The 17,918-nt window shown below is 59.9% G+C and carries 23 protein-coding genes; 2 read left to right on the forward strand and 21 right to left on the reverse strand.

Annotation, left to right across the window (positions count from 1 at the left end; genetic code table 11):
- Window positions 1-14: 14 nt before the first annotated feature.
- The 3 genes from CRP40_RS08100 to CRP40_RS08115 form a co-directional block, all read right to left on the reverse strand.
- On the reverse strand, window positions 15-596 hold the full coding sequence (locus tag CRP40_RS08100) for a tail assembly protein (protein WP_027916402.1): 582 nt from the start codon (window positions 594-596) through the stop codon (window positions 15-17).
- Window positions 597-1,009: 413 nt separating this feature from the next.
- The gene (locus CRP40_RS08110) at window positions 1,010-1,579 is read right to left on the reverse strand and encodes a hypothetical protein (RefSeq protein ID WP_050587371.1); all 570 of its coding nucleotides are present in this window, start codon (window positions 1,577-1,579) and stop codon (window positions 1,010-1,012) included.
- 94 nt (window positions 1,580-1,673) lie between these two features.
- Complete coding sequence (locus tag CRP40_RS08115; RefSeq protein ID WP_027916404.1) at window positions 1,674-2,150, reverse strand: hypothetical protein; 477 nt, start codon at window positions 2,148-2,150, stop codon at window positions 1,674-1,676.
- A 330-nt stretch (window positions 2,151-2,480) separates the two neighbouring features.
- On the opposite strand from CRP40_RS08115, the gene CRP40_RS08120 reads away from it, so the two are divergent.
- Complete coding sequence (locus tag CRP40_RS08120; RefSeq protein WP_027916405.1) at window positions 2,481-2,702, forward strand: hypothetical protein; 222 nt, start codon at window positions 2,481-2,483, stop codon at window positions 2,700-2,702.
- On the opposite strand, the gene CRP40_RS08125 is transcribed toward CRP40_RS08120, so the two are convergent.
- The 18 genes from CRP40_RS08125 to CRP40_RS08225 all read right to left on the reverse strand — a co-directional run bounded on the left by CRP40_RS08125 (window position 2,695) and on the right by CRP40_RS08225 (window position 17,365).
- A complete protein-coding gene (locus tag CRP40_RS08125) occupies window positions 2,695-2,886 on the reverse strand; it encodes a hypothetical protein (RefSeq protein ID WP_027916406.1) in 192 nt (63 codons plus the stop codon). The genes CRP40_RS08120 and CRP40_RS08125 overlap by 8 nt on opposite strands.
- A gap of 25 nt (window positions 2,887-2,911) precedes the next feature.
- Complete coding sequence (locus tag CRP40_RS08130; protein ID WP_027916407.1) at window positions 2,912-3,667, reverse strand: C40 family peptidase; 756 nt, start codon at window positions 3,665-3,667, stop codon at window positions 2,912-2,914.
- A gap of 2 nt (window positions 3,668-3,669) precedes the next feature.
- On the reverse strand, window positions 3,670-4,419 hold the full coding sequence (locus tag CRP40_RS08135) for a phage minor tail protein L (protein ID WP_027916408.1): 750 nt from the start codon (window positions 4,417-4,419) through the stop codon (window positions 3,670-3,672).
- 9 nt (window positions 4,420-4,428) lie between these two features.
- Window positions 4,429-4,767 (reverse strand): phage tail protein, encoded by a 339-nt coding sequence (locus tag CRP40_RS08140; RefSeq protein ID WP_027916409.1) that lies wholly within the window; start codon window positions 4,765-4,767, stop codon window positions 4,429-4,431.
- The gene (locus CRP40_RS08145) at window positions 4,767-8,240 is read right to left on the reverse strand and encodes a phage tail tape measure protein (protein ID WP_027916410.1); all 3,474 of its coding nucleotides are present in this window, start codon (window positions 8,238-8,240) and stop codon (window positions 4,767-4,769) included. The genes CRP40_RS08140 and CRP40_RS08145 overlap by 1 nt, the downstream gene beginning before the upstream one ends.
- A gap of 3 nt (window positions 8,241-8,243) precedes the next feature.
- Window positions 8,244-8,495 (reverse strand): DUF1799 domain-containing protein, encoded by a 252-nt coding sequence (locus CRP40_RS08150; protein ID WP_027916411.1) that lies wholly within the window; start codon window positions 8,493-8,495, stop codon window positions 8,244-8,246.
- 62 nt (window positions 8,496-8,557) lie between these two features.
- Window positions 8,558-8,941, reverse strand: coding sequence for a phage tail assembly chaperone (locus tag CRP40_RS08155; RefSeq protein WP_027916412.1), 384 nt, complete (start codon window positions 8,939-8,941; stop codon window positions 8,558-8,560).
- 9 nt (window positions 8,942-8,950) lie between these two features.
- Entirely contained in the window at window positions 8,951-9,610 is a 660-nt protein-coding gene (locus CRP40_RS08160) for a phage tail protein (protein WP_027916413.1), read from the reverse strand.
- 60 nt (window positions 9,611-9,670) lie between these two features.
- On the reverse strand, window positions 9,671-9,859 hold the full coding sequence (locus CRP40_RS08165) for a hypothetical protein (RefSeq protein WP_027916414.1): 189 nt from the start codon (window positions 9,857-9,859) through the stop codon (window positions 9,671-9,673).
- A gap of 20 nt (window positions 9,860-9,879) precedes the next feature.
- Window positions 9,880-10,293 carry a phage tail terminator-like protein gene (locus CRP40_RS08170; protein WP_027916415.1) on the reverse strand — a complete coding sequence of 138 codons (414 nt, stop codon included), beginning with the start codon at window positions 10,291-10,293 and terminating at the stop codon, window positions 9,880-9,882.
- A complete protein-coding gene (locus CRP40_RS22290; protein ID WP_256203847.1) occupies window positions 10,290-10,421 on the reverse strand; it encodes a hypothetical protein in 132 nt (43 codons plus the stop codon). Before CRP40_RS22290 ends, CRP40_RS08170 begins: the two co-directional genes overlap by 4 nt.
- A gap of 710 nt (window positions 10,422-11,131) precedes the next feature.
- Window positions 11,132-12,193, reverse strand: a complete 1,062-nt coding sequence (locus CRP40_RS08190) for a minor capsid protein (RefSeq protein ID WP_033695190.1) — start codon at window positions 12,191-12,193, stop codon at window positions 11,132-11,134.
- Window positions 12,144-13,604, reverse strand: a complete 1,461-nt coding sequence (locus CRP40_RS08195) for a DUF4055 domain-containing protein (RefSeq protein ID WP_027916418.1) — start codon at window positions 13,602-13,604, stop codon at window positions 12,144-12,146. Before CRP40_RS08195 ends, CRP40_RS08190 begins: the two co-directional genes overlap by 50 nt.
- Window positions 13,604-15,094, reverse strand: a complete 1,491-nt coding sequence (locus CRP40_RS08200; RefSeq protein ID WP_027916419.1) for a terminase — start codon at window positions 15,092-15,094, stop codon at window positions 13,604-13,606. Before CRP40_RS08200 ends, CRP40_RS08195 begins: the two co-directional genes overlap by 1 nt.
- 2 nt (window positions 15,095-15,096) lie before the next feature.
- On the reverse strand, window positions 15,097-15,690 hold the full coding sequence (locus CRP40_RS08205; protein WP_033695192.1) for a hypothetical protein: 594 nt from the start codon (window positions 15,688-15,690) through the stop codon (window positions 15,097-15,099).
- Between the two features lie 306 nt (window positions 15,691-15,996).
- Window positions 15,997-16,419: a hypothetical protein gene (locus tag CRP40_RS08210; RefSeq protein ID WP_050587372.1), complete on the reverse strand. Its 423-nt coding sequence runs from the start codon at window positions 16,417-16,419 to the stop codon at window positions 15,997-15,999.
- 311 nt (window positions 16,420-16,730) lie between these two features.
- The gene (locus tag CRP40_RS08220; RefSeq protein WP_027916421.1) at window positions 16,731-17,042 is read right to left on the reverse strand and encodes a hypothetical protein; all 312 of its coding nucleotides are present in this window, start codon (window positions 17,040-17,042) and stop codon (window positions 16,731-16,733) included.
- On the reverse strand, window positions 17,039-17,365 hold the full coding sequence (locus CRP40_RS08225; protein ID WP_027916422.1) for a hypothetical protein: 327 nt from the start codon (window positions 17,363-17,365) through the stop codon (window positions 17,039-17,041). Before CRP40_RS08225 ends, CRP40_RS08220 begins: the two co-directional genes overlap by 4 nt.
- A 59-nt stretch (window positions 17,366-17,424) precedes the next feature.
- Between CRP40_RS08225 and CRP40_RS08230 the strand changes: the two genes are divergently transcribed.
- Window positions 17,425-17,814 (forward strand): hypothetical protein, encoded by a 390-nt coding sequence (locus tag CRP40_RS08230; protein ID WP_239930201.1) that lies wholly within the window; start codon window positions 17,425-17,427, stop codon window positions 17,812-17,814.
- Window positions 17,815-17,918 lie beyond the last annotated feature (104 nt).

The raw sequence follows: 17,918 nt of genomic DNA on the forward strand, positions 1-17,918 counted from the left end.
TCATTCGCTTGGCGCTATGCCTTGTCCTGCGCCTCAATTGAGGCGGAGATGATCGCCCCACCCCAGCGTCGTTCGCCGATGCAGATCGGGACAGGGTTGCCGCTTGCTGTGGTGTTCTTGGCGCTGCCGAAGGCGTACGACGGTAGGTTTTCCGGCGCCGCACTTTGGGATAGGCCCTTGGCCTGGGGGCTGAGCATTTGGATTACGCCGCCAGCAACGAGTGCAATACCAGGTGCTGCAGCCGCCTGAAAACCGGGGATGAACGAGACCACAATGAGAATGGCGCCGATGATTGTTTGGAGCAGCCCGGCACGCTTTCCGCCCTGTACGACTGGGACGATCCTCAGCTCCTGAACCCCCCCTCTATCGAAATCGGACTCGCTCACGTTTTTCCCGTTACGGAATATGGCGAATCTCATCCCAAGGCGATCCAGTCGTTTAACCTCTTCCTCAAAACCAGGAATGGTGACCTTCAAAGCCTTGAACGCCTCCCAAGCTTTCCCTGTGTCCAGAACCTTCGAGTGCCGCCTTCCAAACTTCTGAGCCAATGATCCAGAGAGCTTAATGTCTACATGATGCTGAGCAGATGCCGGCATGATTCCTCCAGGCGTAAAAAAGCCGCCCGAAGGCGGCTGTGTTCTTGGGAACTACAAGCAATCCCTGGCAGCTTTTTCAATAGCGCTTCTACCGAGCCCTGGACTCCACGCCATCCTTTGCTTGAGCGTCACAGCGCTGCCCGAACCCGATCTGCGGATATCAAGCAGCTCATCGGTCATATTGCTCTGGGCAACCCATAGTCGGTAACCGTCTGAGGTTTCAACCATTGCCGAGTCAGCGCGTGCCGCTTGCCACTTTGGGAAAACACAAAGCGCGTATGCCTTTGGGTCTTTAGGAGTGGCGGCAACGATCGTTGGCTCGTTTTTCTCTAGGTCCGCAGGCGAGACACATCCCGCCAGCAACCCCAACCCCAATACCCCGATCAGAACTCGCATGTGAACTCTCTCAATTTTCATGACTTCATTACTTCTTCGAGAGGCATGTAGCATTTACCAATGAAGAAACTGAAACAAGTACCTGCCTGACCTCTCATGCGCTCGACCTCGGAAAGCTGCCTGCGCTTCTCTGCTATCGGAATTCTCAGGCTCCCGATAGCCTTTACTGTGAGCAAAAAGCGAAGGTAGTCCCCACCGTCAGCATCAATTTGGCCGATCTCGGACGCCATCGTAGCCCCAACAGAGAAAACTCTTCGGAGCCTTGTGACTGGAATCCATATTCCCTGCCAGGAGTGCTTTGCTATTTTCGGCAGCTTCTCCGGCGGCAGTGACTCCAGGCGCCCATGCTGCTGCAGCACTCTAAGCGAGTTCCTGGCTTGCATCGTCGCGCAAAACTTGTAAGCCTCAATGCCATCAACGCTATCTAGCCTTTTCTTATACGGCAAGCGCAAAAATCGCTCCTCGAAAGGCGAAAAGCTTTCAACCAAGATGACGCCATTGGAGTCTGGCTCGCCCTGGCTGACGACTATGTGGTCAGGGCCATCCCAAGCAGTCGAAGTTGCGGTAGTCACTTTGAGGGCATCCATGTCAATCTCGGGAAGACTGTATCACCTAAATCGGAGGCTTCGGACTGCAAGATGCGAGAAGCCCAGCGCGGGGCTGGGCTTGTCAGGCATGAAGCTATGCTACCCATGCCATAAGATCATGCCACCACGTGGTAGGAAGCTTTTGTGAAGTCATACCACGCTCTATTACCGAATCGTTGTAGGCCGGGATACGCAAGGCCTCGATGGCCGGTGCTTCAATTTGGCGCAGCTTCCAAATCTTGGCGTCCAGCTCGTTCAGGCTCAACGTTTTGGCTCGCCGCTCAAGTGCTGTATAGCGCTTGTAAAGATCGGAGCAGACATACCGCTTACTCCCAGGAGAGCAGACCACATCCAGTGCAGTAATCACTGCGGTAACAAGAGCCGCAACCCCGGCAAGCTTGGGGCTGCTGGAGAGGAAGCCCGCAAAAGCTGAACTGCCAGCAACGACAGTCACCAGCTTGAAAAGACCATCAATCTTCCCAAACAGGCGAGCCTGAAGGTGAAAATATCTCGAGGCATAGCAGATATCGCCGACCGCCTCAAAATGGCTGCGTTCATCGGCTCTATCCATGTTGATTAGCTCTTTTGCTGAGACGGTGGCTCTGACGGTGCAGCTGGAGCCTGTGGCGCGGCAGGCGTCCTGGTGGGCGGTACGTGGCTTTTGAAGAACTCATCTTGAGACATGATAACTCCAAGTGTCATTGTTGGTGCTGGCAATTTACCACAGCCCAACTGCCCTGGCGCCCTCTGGCGAATCCGCTCCTGTCCACCCAGCCACCCTGGACGCATCACCAGTAACTGCCCGACACCCTGCCGTAGTAGCGTTGTGCCTCCCAACGACCCGCCCTGGTCCGTTGCGGGAAAGCCCACGGACTGGGGCATGATGACCTAGGAGGCCCATATGAGTAACAACACTCAAGAAATCTTCAATTACACAGGCTCCACGTTGCTAACTCTGGAGTGCATCCTGTCTGGCCTCGCCGACCAAATCGCCAAGACGCATGGTTCAGAGGCACTAGCAGAAGCCCATTCATACGCACTCAAAAAAGCGGCCAGTCATCCGGGTGGTCCTATCAAGCCTGATGTTGAGGCCATTTCGAGGTTCTTCAGTGGGCTCAAGTAACTCCAAGCCTTAACGCCTCCTCGATATGTTGAAGCCGACGCTCAATCAGGTCGGCTTTCTCAGGCAGGCGCCGCTCCCTATCTTTCGAATAGGTCAAGCGCTCGGCACTGACGATGAAACTCTTCGCGAGCTGGGCGTTGCTAATGGTGGTGCCGTCCTTTCCTGTTGCGTGAGACTGAGCCATATGATCCCCCTGCGGCGAAGCCGCTTCATTTCGCGTCCCGATGACGCAACACAAGGCGCATCCGATCGAGCCAGGGCCCGCCGAACACAATGATTTCTGATGGCCGCCCCAGCAAGTGGTGCAGCATGAATGGGCCCGGTCCAAACACATGGCTGCCCTCATTCGGCAGCTGGGCATCAGCGCCAAGGTAGATACCAGCATGGTTTGGATGGGCGGTGCGCCCCACCGCCATGACGATCAAGTCGCCACGCTGCGGCTCGCTCACTTGGTAGAAACCGGCGGCCTCATAGGCCTGCTCGTACAGGCTCGGTCCGTCGGCCTTTTCCCACCAGCCCTCTTCCCGGGAGTAAGCGGGAAACTCCAGCCGCCATTCTCGCTTGTACCAATCGGCGCAGGCCTGCCAGCAGTCCCAAGCGCCGTGCACGAACGGCCTCCCAAGCAGCGGCGTGCTGCCGGTTGGCGTGATCGTGCGCAGATCACCCTCCGGCCAAGACAATATGTACCAGGGCAGGCCCGTGGCCTCGCACATGGCTAGGTCGCGCGGTGACGGCCTGCTGGTGGCGTCGGGATGCGAGTGAACGATTCCAATCACCTCGCCCCGATCTTCCGCCTCGGCGTACTGCTCTGGTGCAATCCGGAATTCCTCAGTCGGGTCGTTGGACGCGTTGGTGCACGGGTGATAGACCTGCCTACGGCTAACCTGCAGCAGCAGGCCGCAGCACTCGCGCGGGTATTCAGCCGCTGCGTGCACCTGCACGGCGGTGAGTATGTGTTTGCGCATGGTCAGCTCCGGGCGATCAGCGAGACGGCAGGAAAGCCGCCGAAGGGAAGTTCGTTGCCCTGGCCATGCCGGACGGTGCACCCGGTATCCAGACAGCCGTTGCATTGGTCCTTGGCCGGGTCCGAGGTCGGGTTCCCATCCATGTCATAGTAGGGACCGGTGTAGCCACAGTTTGGCCCTCGGTACCCTGCCGTCATTGCCCAATGGCATAGCTGCGTCATCTGACGCCCAATCGTTTCGCCGCCCACATCGCCCGGGCTTGCAAGCTCCCAGGCTACAGTGGTGCCACTCTCAGACACCTTCTGGTCGATATACCAGACTTCGATCGCCTCCTCCGCCGGATCTGCGGAAGAGTTGCCGCCGGGAAAATTCGCAGCGTCCAAGTACTCGGCGAAGGTGTGCCGCATGGTCAGCTTGAACTCAAGCAAGTTGTCGAAGGCCAAGCACAGCGCGGTGATCCGGCCATTGACGTTGCCCACGCTGAACGTCGGCCGCACCGCAGTGCCGTCGGAGTTCGCCTCGATGCCTTCAATCTGCACTGGCCAGGCGCTGTACTCGTTGCCTTGCCACCAGATGGACTTGGCCTGCAGTTGCTCGGCATTGGCGCCGGCTGCTCGCAACTCCTCGGGTGAATGGGGAATGGCGTGGCCATGGAAGCGCAGGGTGTCGGCGCCGAAGTCCGAACCGTCGAGCTCGAACAGCAGCACCTCGCTGCCAGGCTCCAGGGTCTGGATGTCCTTGATCAGTGACATGCTGGTTCCTTATGGGTGAAAAGCCCGCTCGAGGGTGGCGGTCACTTTGAAACGTCCACCACCCACCGGGGTAGGCTTGGGGTCTTTGCAGGTGAATAAGCCAAGATCCCCGAGCGGCGTGGTCCACAGAAAAGCCTTAGCCCCGCCGTGCCTGTCGAAAAACTCCATGACTTTGCGTACTTGGGCCTTCGTGCCGGTGACGGTGATGGGGTAGCTGTCTTCCTTGTTGTTGGGCCCGTCGCCGACCACCTGCCGATACCCGCCCCCAAACCGGGATTCGCGGGTGCGATAGCTGATCTCGGGGGTTTCACCGCGCTGGGTTGGCCAGCTGAATTTCTCAATGGCCATCACCGTCTCCCGCTGGTGTTTCGATGGCTGACACCACCTGGGCGCCATGAGTCGGCCACCGCCCTCTCGGCAGCCATTTGCATTTGCTTTTGCATGTTCTGCTGAAGCAGCGTTTGATCGAGCTGCATGCCTTCGTTGCTCCTGTCCTGCATGACCAGGCTCACAGGGGCGGATAGAGTAATGGAGGTAGCTCCACCGCCTACCGCCCTTACCCCAAGCTGACCACCTGCAGTCCTGGTCAAAGGCATGACGGCCTCATCGCCTGCCTCTCCCATCACGCCCATCCTGCCGCCGGCCATGCCGAACGCCGTGGGCTTACTCACAATCGAGTTGGTGAAGGCGCCGCCATTTGCAAACAGCTGCACGCCGTTCGACCAGGCGCCGCCAAGAGCTTGAGGGAAGTAGGTGCTGCTGTAGCCTGCCTGCGATGCACCCAGATTTGAGGAAACCGCGCCCGCCGAGCCGGCCTCCATGCCATTACCCCCACCGCCGCCAAAATAGGCGGATGCCGCAGTGGCGCCCCAGCTCACCAGGCTGCCAAGCAGCCCAGAGGCAGCACGCTGGGTCTCGATCCGGACCATGTCAGCAAGGATCGACTTGGTGAAGTCTGCGAACGAGAACTTGCCAGTCATGGCGAAGTTGACGACCGCATCTTCCATCGAGCTGAATGCATTGGTGAACAAGGATCGCGTCTGCCCGGCAACATCCCGAGCCTGCTCCAAGTAATTTTGGAAGGCAGACGATGCACCTTTGCGCCAGTCGCCCTGGGCAGCTGTCATCTGGTCGTAGTTGGCGATGGTGGTTTCCTGCAGGTCCTTCTCGGTTTTGTTCAGGGCCGCCAGCTTCTGGCTGTACTCATCAAGGCTCATGCCGCGGGAGCCGTCGCCGTACTGGTTGGCCAGGTCCAGGCGCTGTTGGTTGATGCGATCAGTGATTCCGTACTGCTGATCCTGCAAGCCGCGCTGACGATCACCCAGTCCAAGCCCGTCTGCGGAGCGCTGTCCCTGCAGCCTTAGCGCTGTGACCTGCTGGCCGAGCGCGTCGGTGTAGGTCTGCACTGCCCTAGCCTGCTTAGCGAGCCGGCCCTGCTCGTTTGTGGCAAGCACCGACAGTTCGGTATCGGCATCCTTCTGTGCCTTGACCATCGCAGCGCGGGCATCGGCGATCTTCTGGTCAAGCTGGATTCGCTGCTGAGCGCTGGTGCTGCTACGCCCTTTGGCCTGCTCCAAGGCTTTGATCTCAGCCTCGTAGGCGTTGGTGACCTCTGCCTTCTGCTGCTCGATGATCGCAGCGCGCTGGGCGGCGTACGATTCCTGAGAGATCAGGCCGGCCTTCTGCGCCGCATCAAGCTCCTTCTGGTGATTCTTGTACTCCGCGAGGATGGCGCCCAGGGCATTCTTCTGGTCGTTGAATCCGGAGAGGTCAAGCGGCTTGGACCGGCCGGCCGGATCCTTGAACTGCTTGGCGATGTCAGCTTCGACCCGCGCGATTCGCTCCGGCTTCAACCGCTCATCGTTGGGATTTTTTTCCCTGATGTCATCGAGCGACTTCCTGTATTCCTTGAGCTTTTCGGCACGCTTCTCGGCGTTCGTCCATGCCGACTTTTCCAGCGCGTCGACTTTGCCCATCGCGACAATTGCCGCCTGCTGACTGCGTGCCTCATCCGCTTTCGACCTTGCAATGCCTTCCTGCTCCTTACGGTAGAGCTGCAAGGTCCGTAGCCGGCTTTCGTCTTCCTCGCGGGTGCTGCCGCGCTCCATCAGGTTCGGATTGTCCTCCCCGATAATCGGAATGGCGCTATAGGATTGAGGATCCGCTAGTTTGCGTTCTAGCGCCTCGATTTGCTGCGCCAGTGTCACTTCTCTGCCAACGCTGTACGTTGCGTCGAGCGCTCCAGCCGCTGCGGCCTTAATTCCCTTCCACGCCTTCTCTATCAGGCCAAGATTATCCGTGATTTGACCTGAACGCTCCTTGATGGTGTCAGCGTACGTATCGGTGAGCAGCTTGGCTGCTCCGATGGTGTCACCCTGCTCCTTCAAAGCTACGATCTGCGAGTACGTCGAGGCGGTCAGGAAGTTGTACTGCTCGTTCAGATCCTTGGCTGCTGCGACCGGATCCTTGCCGATCTTCACGAACTCGGCGACGGTCTCTTCCACTGCGCGGCCTGTAGCATCGCGCCATTCAAGCGCAGCCTCGGTGATCTCGACGAAGCTGCCGGCGGCAACCTTCCCGCTACCGGCTAACTGGGTCAGCACTTCCGCTGCGGCGCCGGTGGTGCCGACGGTGGCCGACACCTGGGCAGCCATTCCAGACAGGCGATCAGCAGTGGTGCCTGCAGCATTGCCGGAGGTGATGAGAGCCTTTTGGAAGCCGACCGCTTCCTCGCTCCCCTTGTAATAGGCGTAACCCAGTACGCCTACAGCGGCAGCTGCGACTGTGAAGGGGTTGACCAGGCCGAGGACGTACCCGCCGAGCGCTTTCACAGCAGGCCCTACGCCGCCGAACATGTCCTTGAGCTGCCCGCCCTGCTGCAGCAGCACGGTGAGCGGTGCCTGCCCTCCCTGAAGCGATACCACGATGTCGGTGAACTGAGCTGGCACATTGCGTAGCGCCGCCGCCGTGGCCTTGGCCGACATACCGGTTTTGTTCAGCGCTGCGTCTGCACCTCCAAGTGCAGTTCGGGCCTGGTCGATCTTTGTCTGGTACTCACCGAAGGTCTCGGCATCCAGCGCGCCGCTGGCGCGGTAGCCCTTGAGCTTCTGCTCCATCTGATCCAGCCGACCCAATGCCGCGACAGTCGGATCAATCTTGCCCAGCAGTTCGTCCAGTGCCTGCCCTTCCTCCCGGTGGGCCCCGGCCGCCTTCCTCGCCGCCTCCGCCTGACGCTCTTCCGTTGCGATAAGGGCCTGGGCGCGGCTGTTGATGGCCGCCTGACGGCTGGCGCTATCTGAGAGTACGGCGTTCGCCTGGGCGGTGACCTCCACACTCTGTTCAGTGGCCCGATTGAGCGTCTGAATATACTGGCTCGCCTCCAAAGAGGCTTTGGCCACGGCCAGAATCCTAGCCTGTTGCTCGTCAGCGGACTCAGCGGCACGACGCCCAGCCTGGGCACCGGCATCCGTGGCAGTAGTCAGCGCCTGCTGGACTTGCCCGGCCTGCGCGGCCTCAGCCCGGAATAAGCCCATGTTCGCTGCGGCGCTGCTGAATGCCGTGGATGCGCTGGTAACGGCGCGGCCCACGGTAGCCATCTGCTGCGCGAGTTCGGTCTGCTTGGCGTTGAGCGATTGCAGCTCCTGCACGATCTGCCGGGTGTCACCCTGCAGGCTGCCCAGCGCAGTCTCCCACGCGCGTCCGGTTCGCCCAGCCGACTCTTCGCTGCGCTTGCCGGCGTCCGTCAGTTGGTCGAGGTTATCCTTGGCCTCAACAGCATCACCGGAATCGATCTGAAGACCGAGGGAAGCAATGGTGGTCATGATCTACTCCATGGATTCGGCCATGACGGCCAGGGCCTCGACTTCCATCACGCGGAGATCGGGAAAAATATCGGGAAGGTCGCGGCGCTTGATGCCCAGCATCGAGGCCGTGGTGGGGACGGCCGTGTAATCCAGCCCGGACGGGCCGCCAGGGCCGACTCGCCATTGCGTGCCCATTGCGTCGAACAGGCGGAAGGCAGGCCAGGCATCTGGCCACACCTCTACTTCATCTTCCGCAATGTCAGCCGGGGTCAGGCCTAGAGCCGCCAACTGCTCGGCAGAGGGACCCTGCTCATAGCACGCCCGGGCGGCCGCCCTTAGTTTCCCAAGCGGGCCGGGCTGTAGGCAGCCTGGAAGGCGTCGATGACGGCCTTTGGCGCCCCCGTACAGGTACGCGCCAGCTCAAGGATCGCTTTCTGGCTGAACTTGTCCTCCAAGTCCCACCCGGTAACGATTTCGCCCAGTTGCTCAGCCTGCAGAGCGATCTCGCCGGCGGTCACCTCTTCCCAAGTGGCGTTGTCGGCCTTGGCCTTCTCTGCCCAGGCGTCGCGCGCCTTGTTCCAGCGATCAAACATGCCAGCCAGCGTCACCCGGTCCATGTAGCGGAACTCGAATTCCACCGGCACCGACTCTCCACCGATTCGAGGCACCTGCACCTCGGCAGTAAAGGTCGGGTTCTGCGCGATTTTGATCTTCGCCATGAGGTTTCCTTAGGCAGCAGCCAGGTAGCGAACCGGACGGCCCGAGAGCGCGATGCTGATGGTTCGGGTCATCAGGTTGTTGCGCTCCATGGTCGGAGTGGTGGTGATGCTCACGTAGCCCGGATAGAGGATCTGGTCGCCGTTGGGCAGCTTGAGGCGGACGACCGTCAGCTCTTTGCTGTCGCCGTAGGCTTCGACCAGGCCCACGTAGGCAGCCGCTGGTTGATCCTCGACAGTGATCGACAAGGTGATGGGGTTGCGATTGGTGGGGAACTGGCGATCATCATCGTCCTCCAGGTACCCGACGGTGAGGTACTGCTGCTCGCCGCCGGAAGAGGTAAAGGCAGTCACCTTGGAGATCTGCGCCCAGTTGCTCACCGGGATCACAGAGCCCACACCTGCGCCGGCGGTGTACTTGTCGGCGTTGGTGGTGTTCAGGCCGGCCATCGAGAACTTGTCAGTGGCAACACTGGCTGCGCGGACAGCGCGGTCGTTGATAAGCGACCAGCCGGAGCTGACAACCAGGACGTCGCCGTTCTTGATGTTGTGCCCCGCAGCGGTGGCCACGGGAGGAGCAGCGTTGGTCAGGGCAGTGAAGGCGACGGCAGCGGCGAGTACGCTGGCGATTTCCAGTACAGAGCCGTTCGGCAGCGGGAAGCGTGCGGCCATGGGATTTTCCTCTTGGGTATAAACGAAAAAGCCCGCACGCGGCAGGCTGTGGAAGCGGGCTCAGACGTTCCAACTGAACGTGAGCCCCGCAAGAAATCGGCGCTTGATATCGGCCTCCATGCGCTCTTTCGGGGTTTCTGTACGCAAGCCGACCGATGCGATCAAGGCGTCACGTATGACCACTTGACCATCCTGGATCAAGAACGGCGGCACAATCTCTGCTGGCTGAGTGGTGGGGGCATGATCCACGGAAATGACCTCGAGTTTGGTTACTGGTCCGCGACGCCGCGGTAGGTGAAGCTGGTCGGGACCGTATAGGTCGCCGACTCGGTGATGGTCGGGCCCTGCTCCAGTGGCTCGGTGAGCAGGCCTTCGAAGCCGCTGCGGCTTAGCTCTGTATCAACCCGGAACAGGCTGCTCAGCTCGTCGACCAGTGATTCGGCAACGCCCAGGGGCTGGCCTGCCGGGCAAACGATGCTGATCTGGTAGACGCCGGTGTATTCGTAGGCGTCGCCGCCCAGGTATCGGCAGGTGGTGCTGGCCGGCAGCAAGTAGGCTCGAAGGTAGGTCTCGCCGGACCCGGCCTCGAATCCCTCTTCGAAGTTGGCGACCCGAATCGGGCGCGCCGTCGCCCAGGCCATCAGCTTGATCTCGATGGCCTGGCGGGCTCGTGCATGGCTCATACGCTGTTGTTCCTGATGGCTTCGTCGACGATGTGCTGGAAGTTGGCCAGGGTGACCCGGACCATGCCGGCTGGGGCCTGGGTTGAATGCCCGTATTCCAGCGGAATCGCATATGGCAGATTGTTCACGATGTAGGCCGTCTGGCCGACGGTCAGCGCCTGCACCTGGCTTGGACTTGAGGCCCGAGACCTCCACGTCCAGGAATTTCTGTACCTCTCCGCCGAGCGCCGCCTTCAGCGCGGCAGTTTGGGTTTCGTCGAGGGTCAGGCCGTGGGCGGCCGGGTCGAAGTCAAAAGGCATGTGGCTATCCCCTTGGGACTGGTTGGCCCGCCTTGCGGGCATAAAAAAACCCCGGCATTGCCGAGGTTGCTTGAGTTAGGGGTTAGGTCTGCTAGAGATGTATTCCATGCCTAGCCAGATAATCCAAAATTGGAGTGAGCCTAGTCGGCCCCATACCCTTCAGGGCCCTTAGTTGCTTCTTGCTCATCACTCGCAATTGGCCGAAAGTTCGAACATCGTTGTTCGCAAGCGAGTTGTAGGAAAGTCCGAGATTTGCGTGATAGAGATCAAAATCGTCTGGGGGTTGAGAATGGGACATAGATTCGGCCTGCTGCACAAGAGCATTCTTGAGCTCGTTGGCCGCAGCCAGAGACTGGCATTCGACGACCGTCTTGATAGCCTTCCCATCGTAACGGGTAATGATGTACCGGGTGACCTCCCGGACTTGGAACTCGGGCTGCATAATCTATCTCCGGCCTGCGCACAGGCTGAGTTAAGGGCATTTTAAGGGCCTCGGATATTAACCGAGGCGTCATTTGCCTTCAACGCTGCGCAATTCTCACGATATGCCCGCACTATGAAAGATCTGTGGCTCTAGCTGTTTGACCTGGGCGAGCGTCAGCGGCTTGAAGTTCTTGTCCAACTGCAGCGAGGCGAAACGCTCAGCCGTGAGGCCTCCGTCTCGGAACAGCTTTGCACGCACCGGGCCCAGCGCCGCGTCCTGGAACGCCGCAGACTGCGTCTTGAGCCATTGGTAGTAGCTGAGGCTGGCCGAGACCTGCGCGCCGCCAGAGGCGCCCACTGAGGCGCGTGTGGCACCCTTAGCGAATGCGGCCGACAGCTTGGTGATCGGCGTAATGGTCGTCCGGCAGTTGACGTGGAATGGCGGAACCGGCCCCTTCCCTATCTCAAACTCGCGTCCGTCCAGGCTTTTGCACTGCTGGCTGGTCTTCCGGTCGAGGGTGGCCACGATCCGGTAGCCCGGGACGAACTCGGCGTTTGCGGCCAGCGTCTCCATGCGTGCCGTTGCAGACACATGCTGCACGGCGGTGTGCACCACCGAACGAGCGTTGCGGTTACTGACCGCCAGCACCCCATCGGTGAAGTTTTGTGCGGCCGTGCCGCGTATAGCCTGGGTGATCTCTGCGTTGGTCTGACCCTGCACCACGCCAAGGCGGATGGCATTGGTCACCCGGGTAGACTCAGTGCGCGTCCAGCCGCTCAGGAAGGGCTTTAGCAGCGTACCGCCGTCGATCCCTGCCACCTGAAGAGGCTGCGTATTGATCGCGGCTCGGATCAGCGAGTCGGTCGGCATGATGGCATCGATGAGCAGTGCCTTCGCCAGGCTACGGCTTTCGAACGCGGCTAGGTACTGCGCGATGTCGACCAGGTCGGCCTGCATGCGGTCGCCGAAGGCTTGATAGATGCCCAGTAGCTTCCCGCCGACTCTCGACAGGAATTCTTCCAACCGGCTCCGGCTGTAGGTGGTCAGCTCGCGGCGCGTGAGCTGGTCCCGCACCTGGGTATCCACCTGGCGCAGCACTGTTTCAAACTTCTTCACCTCACCCGCTTTAAGCCGCTCCAGCAGCACCGCGTGCCGACTGACCTGTTCCAGCAGCATCTCGTCCGCCGTTTGCGTCGGTTTTGTCGTCATCGTCGGTGTCCAGGTTGATGCCGGCTGACTCGCGCTCGTCGCTGATCAGCTCGGCCTCTTCGTCGTAGGCCCGCTCAGGCAGCTTGCCAGTGGTGAGGTACTGCCAGTAGGTGTCGGCGCTGATGGTTCCGGCCATGACGCCCTTCTGCAGCTCGGCCAGCACCTGGGCGTTGACCTCAGGGATCACAAACTCAGGCTTAACCGTGAAGACCACGTCGTCCGGGTTGTAGCCGGTCCATTCAGCGGCATACCGCAAGGCCTGCTCAATAGCCGACGCTGCGGTGATGACGATGCTGTGCAGCGTGGCGTGCTGGTCGTTCTGGCGGGTCTTGCGGGCCTCGCCTGATTCAGTGCCGGACACGTCCATGACCTTGGCGCCAGCTTCGAGGGCTGCGCTCTTCTGGTCAGACATGGCCGTTCGGACAGCCTCAACGCCTGCCCCTTGGAACTCCAGATAGCCGCACTGACCCTTGGGTCCGAGATCCCAAGCTGCAGACGGCCCGGTCACGCTGAGCTCCACGCTTTCGTCCAGGCCGGACACCCACGGCTGTGGATGGCTGGTCTGGTGCAGAGCGGTGAAGTAGTCAGCGCTGAGCTGGTACGACTTCAGCGCAGCCCTGGCCATGGTCAGCAGCGGGATCTCGTCCACGTCCGGTGAGTTATCGGTCGAGCCGCAGTAGATGACCGGGATGTACTCGAGCCCACGCACCAGCTGGTTGCCAGCGCCAACGGTGCCAAGGGGGCGCTCATCATCGATGAGTTCGCCTGCTTCATTGCGCACAGCCGTGTAGCAGACTTGCCCCTGCATGAAGAACTCGCGGTAGACCGTCTGGCACTCATGGCTGTAGCGGTCCTCCGCCTTCTTGCGGAACTCGCGGAACACGGCCAGCACCAGGTCCTGGCGCCCGCCTTGATCGGCGGTATCCCAGTTAATGCCGTTCCGAGCAGCGTAGGTTGCAAAGTAAGGCTGGCCCTGGTCGTCCACGTTGACCACAAGCGGCACACGCCCGTGGGAGATCGTCTGCCGGACGATGCGCAGGAAGAGTTGAGTCAGGCCGAAGCCGTCGGCGGTGGCGTTCTCTTCGACGCCCTTGAGCCCACTGGGCAGCTTCACCTCAGGAATGAGCCGGGAGACCAGGCCCATCATCGAGCGCAGCGAATCGCGCACCCAGTGCTCGTACTGCGCCCGCGCTGTGTAGTTCTGATAGAGATAGGCATTGCCCTGGCCATCCAGCTTTTCAGCCTCGACCATGCCGCTTGGCTTGGGCAGGTTGCGTGGACTGCCCTTGATGGCGCACTCGCCTTCCAGAGCATCGTCCATCATCCGCCACTCTTCGATGTGAGCGTCGTACTCTGGGTTGGTGGATTGAACAGGCATTACGCCAAACCTCCGATGCGGCGACTGCCGCCTGTGCGTTTACGTCGCGCCATGGCAACGGCGAAATAGCGGAACCCGTCTGCCGGGTGGGATGACCAGTCATGCAGGGGCTTGTCTTTCCAGCATCCGCGCTTGTCATCCCACTCCTTGCGGTAACTCTCCAGGGCGGTGATGCCCTCTTCGCATTTGGATTGGTCGAAGGCGCAGTTCGGCAGAACTTCGCGCACTTGCTCGATGCCTTCGTCAACTCCCAGCTTCGGCACGACCTTGAATATCAGGCTGTACTTCTGGCCGTCGATCTCGTAGCCCTCACGCGCGAGTTCGCGTCGAGTCTTGCCGTCGCTACCAAATTCCCTGTTGTCGATGTCGTGCGGCCCCCAGTGCTCCCCGTAGGCGTAGCCCCGATCCTTGAGCACCTTCATGTAGTGCCGCAGGCCCTCGCCGCTGTTCTGGTAGAAGTCGATGACGTGGAATTCTTCGCCGACGATCCGGACGAACCAGATGGCCGTGGAGTCGCCCACACCGATGTCCCAGAACGTGTGCACCGGTAGGTGGCTGTTGTCTGGCAGCTTGCCGATGCGCTGTGCGGCGTAGAGCTTGGTGAACTGCTTCGCGTAGTAGGCGCCCTCGATCGTCTGCTGGAATGCCTCGGCAGGGATCGACGGGTACTCGCGCTTCATGTCGTCGCCGAGGGTCTTTTCCTTGGCGCTGTACCAGGCGCGCTGGCCCGGGTTGGTGACGATGCCGTGCTTGGCGGTCAGGTCGTCGAAGTACTTGGTCAGGCGGTCGGGGATGACCACGCCGGTCGGGTCCAGCCAGTACAGCGGGTTGCGCCACCAGCTGAAGAAGAAGAACTTCCAGTCGAGCAGGCCCAGGGGCACCCCGGCCAGTTGCTGCTTCTCAGCGGACTGGCTGTAGTCGAAGAAGTAGCCCGCCCGCCCCTCCGCCGTCGACTCGATCGTAACGAAACACTCTGCGGCGACAGCCTCGAAGGCGCCGGTGACGATCTCTCGGGCTTTGTGGGGAAACTTGGCACAGATCTTCCCGAACTCGGATACGTGCAGATACCGTAGAGTCCCGCCCCGAAAGGATGTGGACACGTAGAGCGATCCGCCTTTGCTGAACACAAGCTCGCCAGCAGCATCGTTGCGAGCAGGATTAGCAGCGCGTATTTCCTTGGGAAGGTGGTCGTACGCATACTTGATCTTCTCGCGGAAAAGCCGCTTGGCGTCGTTCAGGGTGTGGGCGATCAGGGCGCACTTGGCAGCCTCGAATAGCGCGGCGTCGAGTTGGACGATGCAGACCAGGGTGGTAAACCCTAACTGCCGAGCCTTGAGGATGATGTTGCGGGTGTGCATCCCCTGGAAGTAGTCGATCTGCTCCTGCGTCATGCGGAAGCGGACCTTCTTGCCCTGCTTGTCCGTGATGAAGTACAGGTTGTTCAGCCGCCAGAACCGGTCCCGAAGCAGTTTCATGTGCTCGGGCTTCATGGTCAGGCATCCTTCGATAGTTCATCCATCAGCTGCGACAGTTCGTCGGCGTCTTTTGACTGCTCCTTGTCGTCCAGGCCGAATGCAGTGCGCTCGAGCAGCTGCAGGTTCTTCATAGCCGACGACAGCTGGAAAAGGGTCTTGGCGTTACTGGGCAGGGCCACGGCGGCGAGCATTGAGCTCCGGCGGAAGCCGCTCTCATCATCGGCGGTCTCGCGCTCGATTTCGTCTTCGATGTCCTCACGCCGTTTGATGGTGGTGAGCAAGTCATCCATCAGCAGGTTCGCAAGGTTCGCGGCTTTGCGAATGTCGCGGCGATGACTGCGAACGACCGTCGCGCCCTCTTCCGCCGCCTCTTCGATGATCTCCGCGTCCCGCTCAGGGTTCGCGCATTGGTCTTCGCGAACCTCGCCGCGAACCAACTTGTTGCGAACCTCTTTGCGGACTTGCTCGGAAAGGTCCCGCTCCCAGCCCAAGGCCTTGGCCTTCTTCCTGATAGCGGTGTCGCTCACCCCGTTACGGTCAGCGATGGTGCGGATGGAAAGCGCCCCAGCCCGGAAGGCTCGTTCGATCGCCTCCCAGTCGGGTTGCTTCATTATGTAGCTCCGTTAAGTCAGTCCCTGGACGCTGGTTGACGATGCGCTTTTTCAAGCACCGATAGTTTGAAATCGCGGCTATGGCTCTCTGCCCCATCATTCCATTCACATCGCGCCCACAGGGCAGGATCAGATTTGTACTCACGCGGCCCTAAATGTGTGATGCGCATTACGCAATCAACACCGGGATGAGTCACCCAGTCGCCTACCTTGAGATCTTCCACTTTTTGTTCTCTATTTGCCTTTTTAGGAACATATGGTCACTTCGTCCGACTTGCAAGGAGTCGGCATAAGTATCTCAGAGCCTCAAAATATTGGGTAAGCCACAGCAACCTTTATGCCTACGTAAGAGATCACTGCGAGAAGCACAACCCTATTCCGGCATCGGTAATAAAAACCGGTCTTATTGTCAATGCGCTCTAGCATTCTCAGCGCTGTCGATTCGTCCCGGCCGCCATGCATAGAACAGAGCTCAAGGTACCGAGCATTGCACCGCAACAGATGGATTGTGCTTTCGATCCGTTTGAATCCGAGCCAAGCCGACAAGGCTAAAAGGATAAGTGGGGCCAGGCTGAGCGTCGACGCGTTCCAGCCCAGCTTTTCGTACGTTTGAATCTGTGCAAGATAGGCAAGCCCGGCCAAGGTAGCACCCAGGACAAACTGATCGAAGCTCATGCTCCTGGCCGACGCATCGGACTCCAGATCTTTTATTCGCGAATCGATCACCATGACACTGCTCCTGGTTTGATAATCAGGCGCAATATAGCTTTCCTCCTCCTGTTCAGCCTAACTGCACTGTGAGTCCCTCCACTCGATGCAAGGGTAAGCCTTCAGGAAGGTGGCTGATGCATCGCAATGATTGCACTTATGCGGATACTTCGGCGGATGTGAGGTCAGCACCATCCCGGTGTAGACCATGCTTCCTACCCCACAGCTATCGCATGCGTAGACCACCTGATGAGCGTGAACTTGCTTTGTAGTCTCTGGCATCCCGATCTCCTCGCGCCACGAAACGGCGCCTACCGATTTTGTGGCGCGGATCAGTTCGACCGCTTGCACAGGTCACAGTCCAGGCGCCGGCAGATCCAGCGCTTGACCCGTGGCCAGTAGGTGATTACGAACATGTGCCGGATACCGGCTAGGGCCAGAGCGACGTGCATCGTCACGCCGGCAGTGTTCGGGGTAAAGAACATCCGGTCCGACCTGGCCAGGATGGCGTAGCCGCTCAGGGCGATGACGATGTACAGCATCTTGCCTATCACCCCATCCCTGACCTTGCCGCTCAAGACTGCCCAGGTAGCCCATAGCGCGATGAACCCAGCTGCCAGGGCGTTGACGTATTCGAGAATCATCCGTTTGGCCCTCCGAACTTGGACCTGATGACAGACCAGAGATCAGCGGCCTTGATGGCGCGGGTTACGGCAGCGATCAGTGAGCCACCAAAAGTGCCCAGCAGGAACCCGACGCCTGCCACGCTGCGTGGCTCGACGATCCCGAAGTACGCGCTGACCATCCCAGTAAGGTAGTGAGCGCAAGCCATACCAGTGAGCAGGAAAAGAATCCAGGCCTTGCGGTCGGTGAGGTCGTCTTTGTGCCATCGGGTGGCAACCAGGGCCCCCAATAGGCCCGCTATTGCCCAGTCGAGCTTATCGAGCAGACGGTGAAAAAACTCCATGCGCTCGACTCCGTATGTGCATGTAAAATCCCCTGGCCAACAAAGCTGAGGACAAGGGAATGAAAAAGTATGTAGCCGCGGTATCGCTCGCAGTGCTAGGCGTGGCTCAAGGTGTGCAAGCAAGCGATTTCACAAGCGTGGAGATCTGCAAGGCTGCAATTTCCGTGGAAATGAGCCGACCCACCAAAAAGATGAAGACCAGATCGCATGGTGCGGTACCCGAGATCTCTTACAAGCGTCCTGATGGAGACTCTTTCAGATACCGATGCCAGGTGAGCGACGACACTGTTGTTTGGTCAACGTTCTTGAACGACACCCGCACCTGGGGGCGCTGGCGGAACCGTTATTCTGAGGGAGATGCAACAACCACCTATTCGGTAGCGGGCGGCCAACTGACAATCCGCAATGATCAGTCTGGCGATAAAACCTTCAGAAAATCAGATTTCTGAATGCCTGTCCCTGCCTGAGTCAAAACAAGATACTTAGAGCAGGCCCTCTTGAGGCCCTTTGCAGGCAAGAAAAAACCCGGCACTGGGCCGGGCTTAGAAATCTG

Source organism: Pseudomonas sp. URMO17WK12:I9, assembly GCF_900230165.1.
In the GTDB taxonomy this organism is placed as follows: domain Bacteria; phylum Pseudomonadota; class Gammaproteobacteria; order Pseudomonadales; family Pseudomonadaceae; genus Aquipseudomonas; species Aquipseudomonas fulva.

Bases quoted from the DNA above. Each gene is read 5' to 3' on its own strand.
- CRP40_RS08120 (WP_027916405.1), top strand. From the start codon at position 2,481: ATGAGTAACAACACTCAAGAAATCTTCAATTACACAGGCTCCACGTTG.
- CRP40_RS08130 (WP_027916407.1), bottom strand. From the start codon at position 3,667: ATGCGCAAACACATACTCACCGCCGTGCAGGTGCACGCAGCGGCTGAA.
- CRP40_RS08205 (WP_033695192.1), bottom strand. From the start codon at position 15,690: ATGAAGCAACCCGACTGGGAGGCGATCGAACGAGCCTTCCGGGCTGGG.
- CRP40_RS08125 (WP_027916406.1), bottom strand. From the start codon at position 2,886: ATGGCTCAGTCTCACGCAACAGGAAAGGACGGCACCACCATTAGCAAC.
- CRP40_RS08220 (WP_027916421.1), bottom strand. From the start codon at position 17,042: ATGATTCTCGAATACGTCAACGCCCTGGCAGCTGGGTTCATCGCGCTA.
- CRP40_RS08210 (WP_050587372.1), bottom strand. From the start codon at position 16,419: ATGGTGATCGATTCGCGAATAAAAGATCTGGAGTCCGATGCGTCGGCC.
- CRP40_RS08230 (WP_239930201.1), top strand. From the start codon at position 17,425: ATGAAAAAGTATGTAGCCGCGGTATCGCTCGCAGTGCTAGGCGTGGCT.
- CRP40_RS08100 (WP_027916402.1), bottom strand. From the start codon at position 596: ATGCCGGCATCTGCTCAGCATCATGTAGACATTAAGCTCTCTGGATCA.
- CRP40_RS08135 (WP_027916408.1), bottom strand. From the start codon at position 4,419: ATGTCACTGATCAAGGACATCCAGACCCTGGAGCCTGGCAGCGAGGTG.
- CRP40_RS08155 (WP_027916412.1), bottom strand. From the start codon at position 8,941: ATGGCGAAGATCAAAATCGCGCAGAACCCGACCTTTACTGCCGAGGTG.
- CRP40_RS08225 (WP_027916422.1), bottom strand. From the start codon at position 17,365: ATGGAGTTTTTTCACCGTCTGCTCGATAAGCTCGACTGGGCAATAGCG.
- CRP40_RS08110 (WP_050587371.1), bottom strand. From the start codon at position 1,579: ATGGATGCCCTCAAAGTGACTACCGCAACTTCGACTGCTTGGGATGGC.
- CRP40_RS08170 (WP_027916415.1), bottom strand. From the start codon at position 10,293: ATGAGCCATGCACGAGCCCGCCAGGCCATCGAGATCAAGCTGATGGCC.
- CRP40_RS08160 (WP_027916413.1), bottom strand. From the start codon at position 9,610: ATGGCCGCACGCTTCCCGCTGCCGAACGGCTCTGTACTGGAAATCGCC.
- CRP40_RS08145 (WP_027916410.1), bottom strand. From the start codon at position 8,240: ATGACCACCATTGCTTCCCTCGGTCTTCAGATCGATTCCGGTGATGCT.
- CRP40_RS08195 (WP_027916418.1), bottom strand. From the start codon at position 13,604: ATGCCTGTTCAATCCACCAACCCAGAGTACGACGCTCACATCGAAGAG.
- CRP40_RS08115 (WP_027916404.1), bottom strand. From the start codon at position 2,150: ATGGATAGAGCCGATGAACGCAGCCATTTTGAGGCGGTCGGCGATATC.
- CRP40_RS08190 (WP_033695190.1), bottom strand. From the start codon at position 12,193: ATGCTGCTGGAACAGGTCAGTCGGCACGCGGTGCTGCTGGAGCGGCTT.
- CRP40_RS08200 (WP_027916419.1), bottom strand. From the start codon at position 15,094: ATGAAGCCCGAGCACATGAAACTGCTTCGGGACCGGTTCTGGCGGCTG.
- CRP40_RS08140 (WP_027916409.1), bottom strand. From the start codon at position 4,767: ATGGCCATTGAGAAATTCAGCTGGCCAACCCAGCGCGGTGAAACCCCC.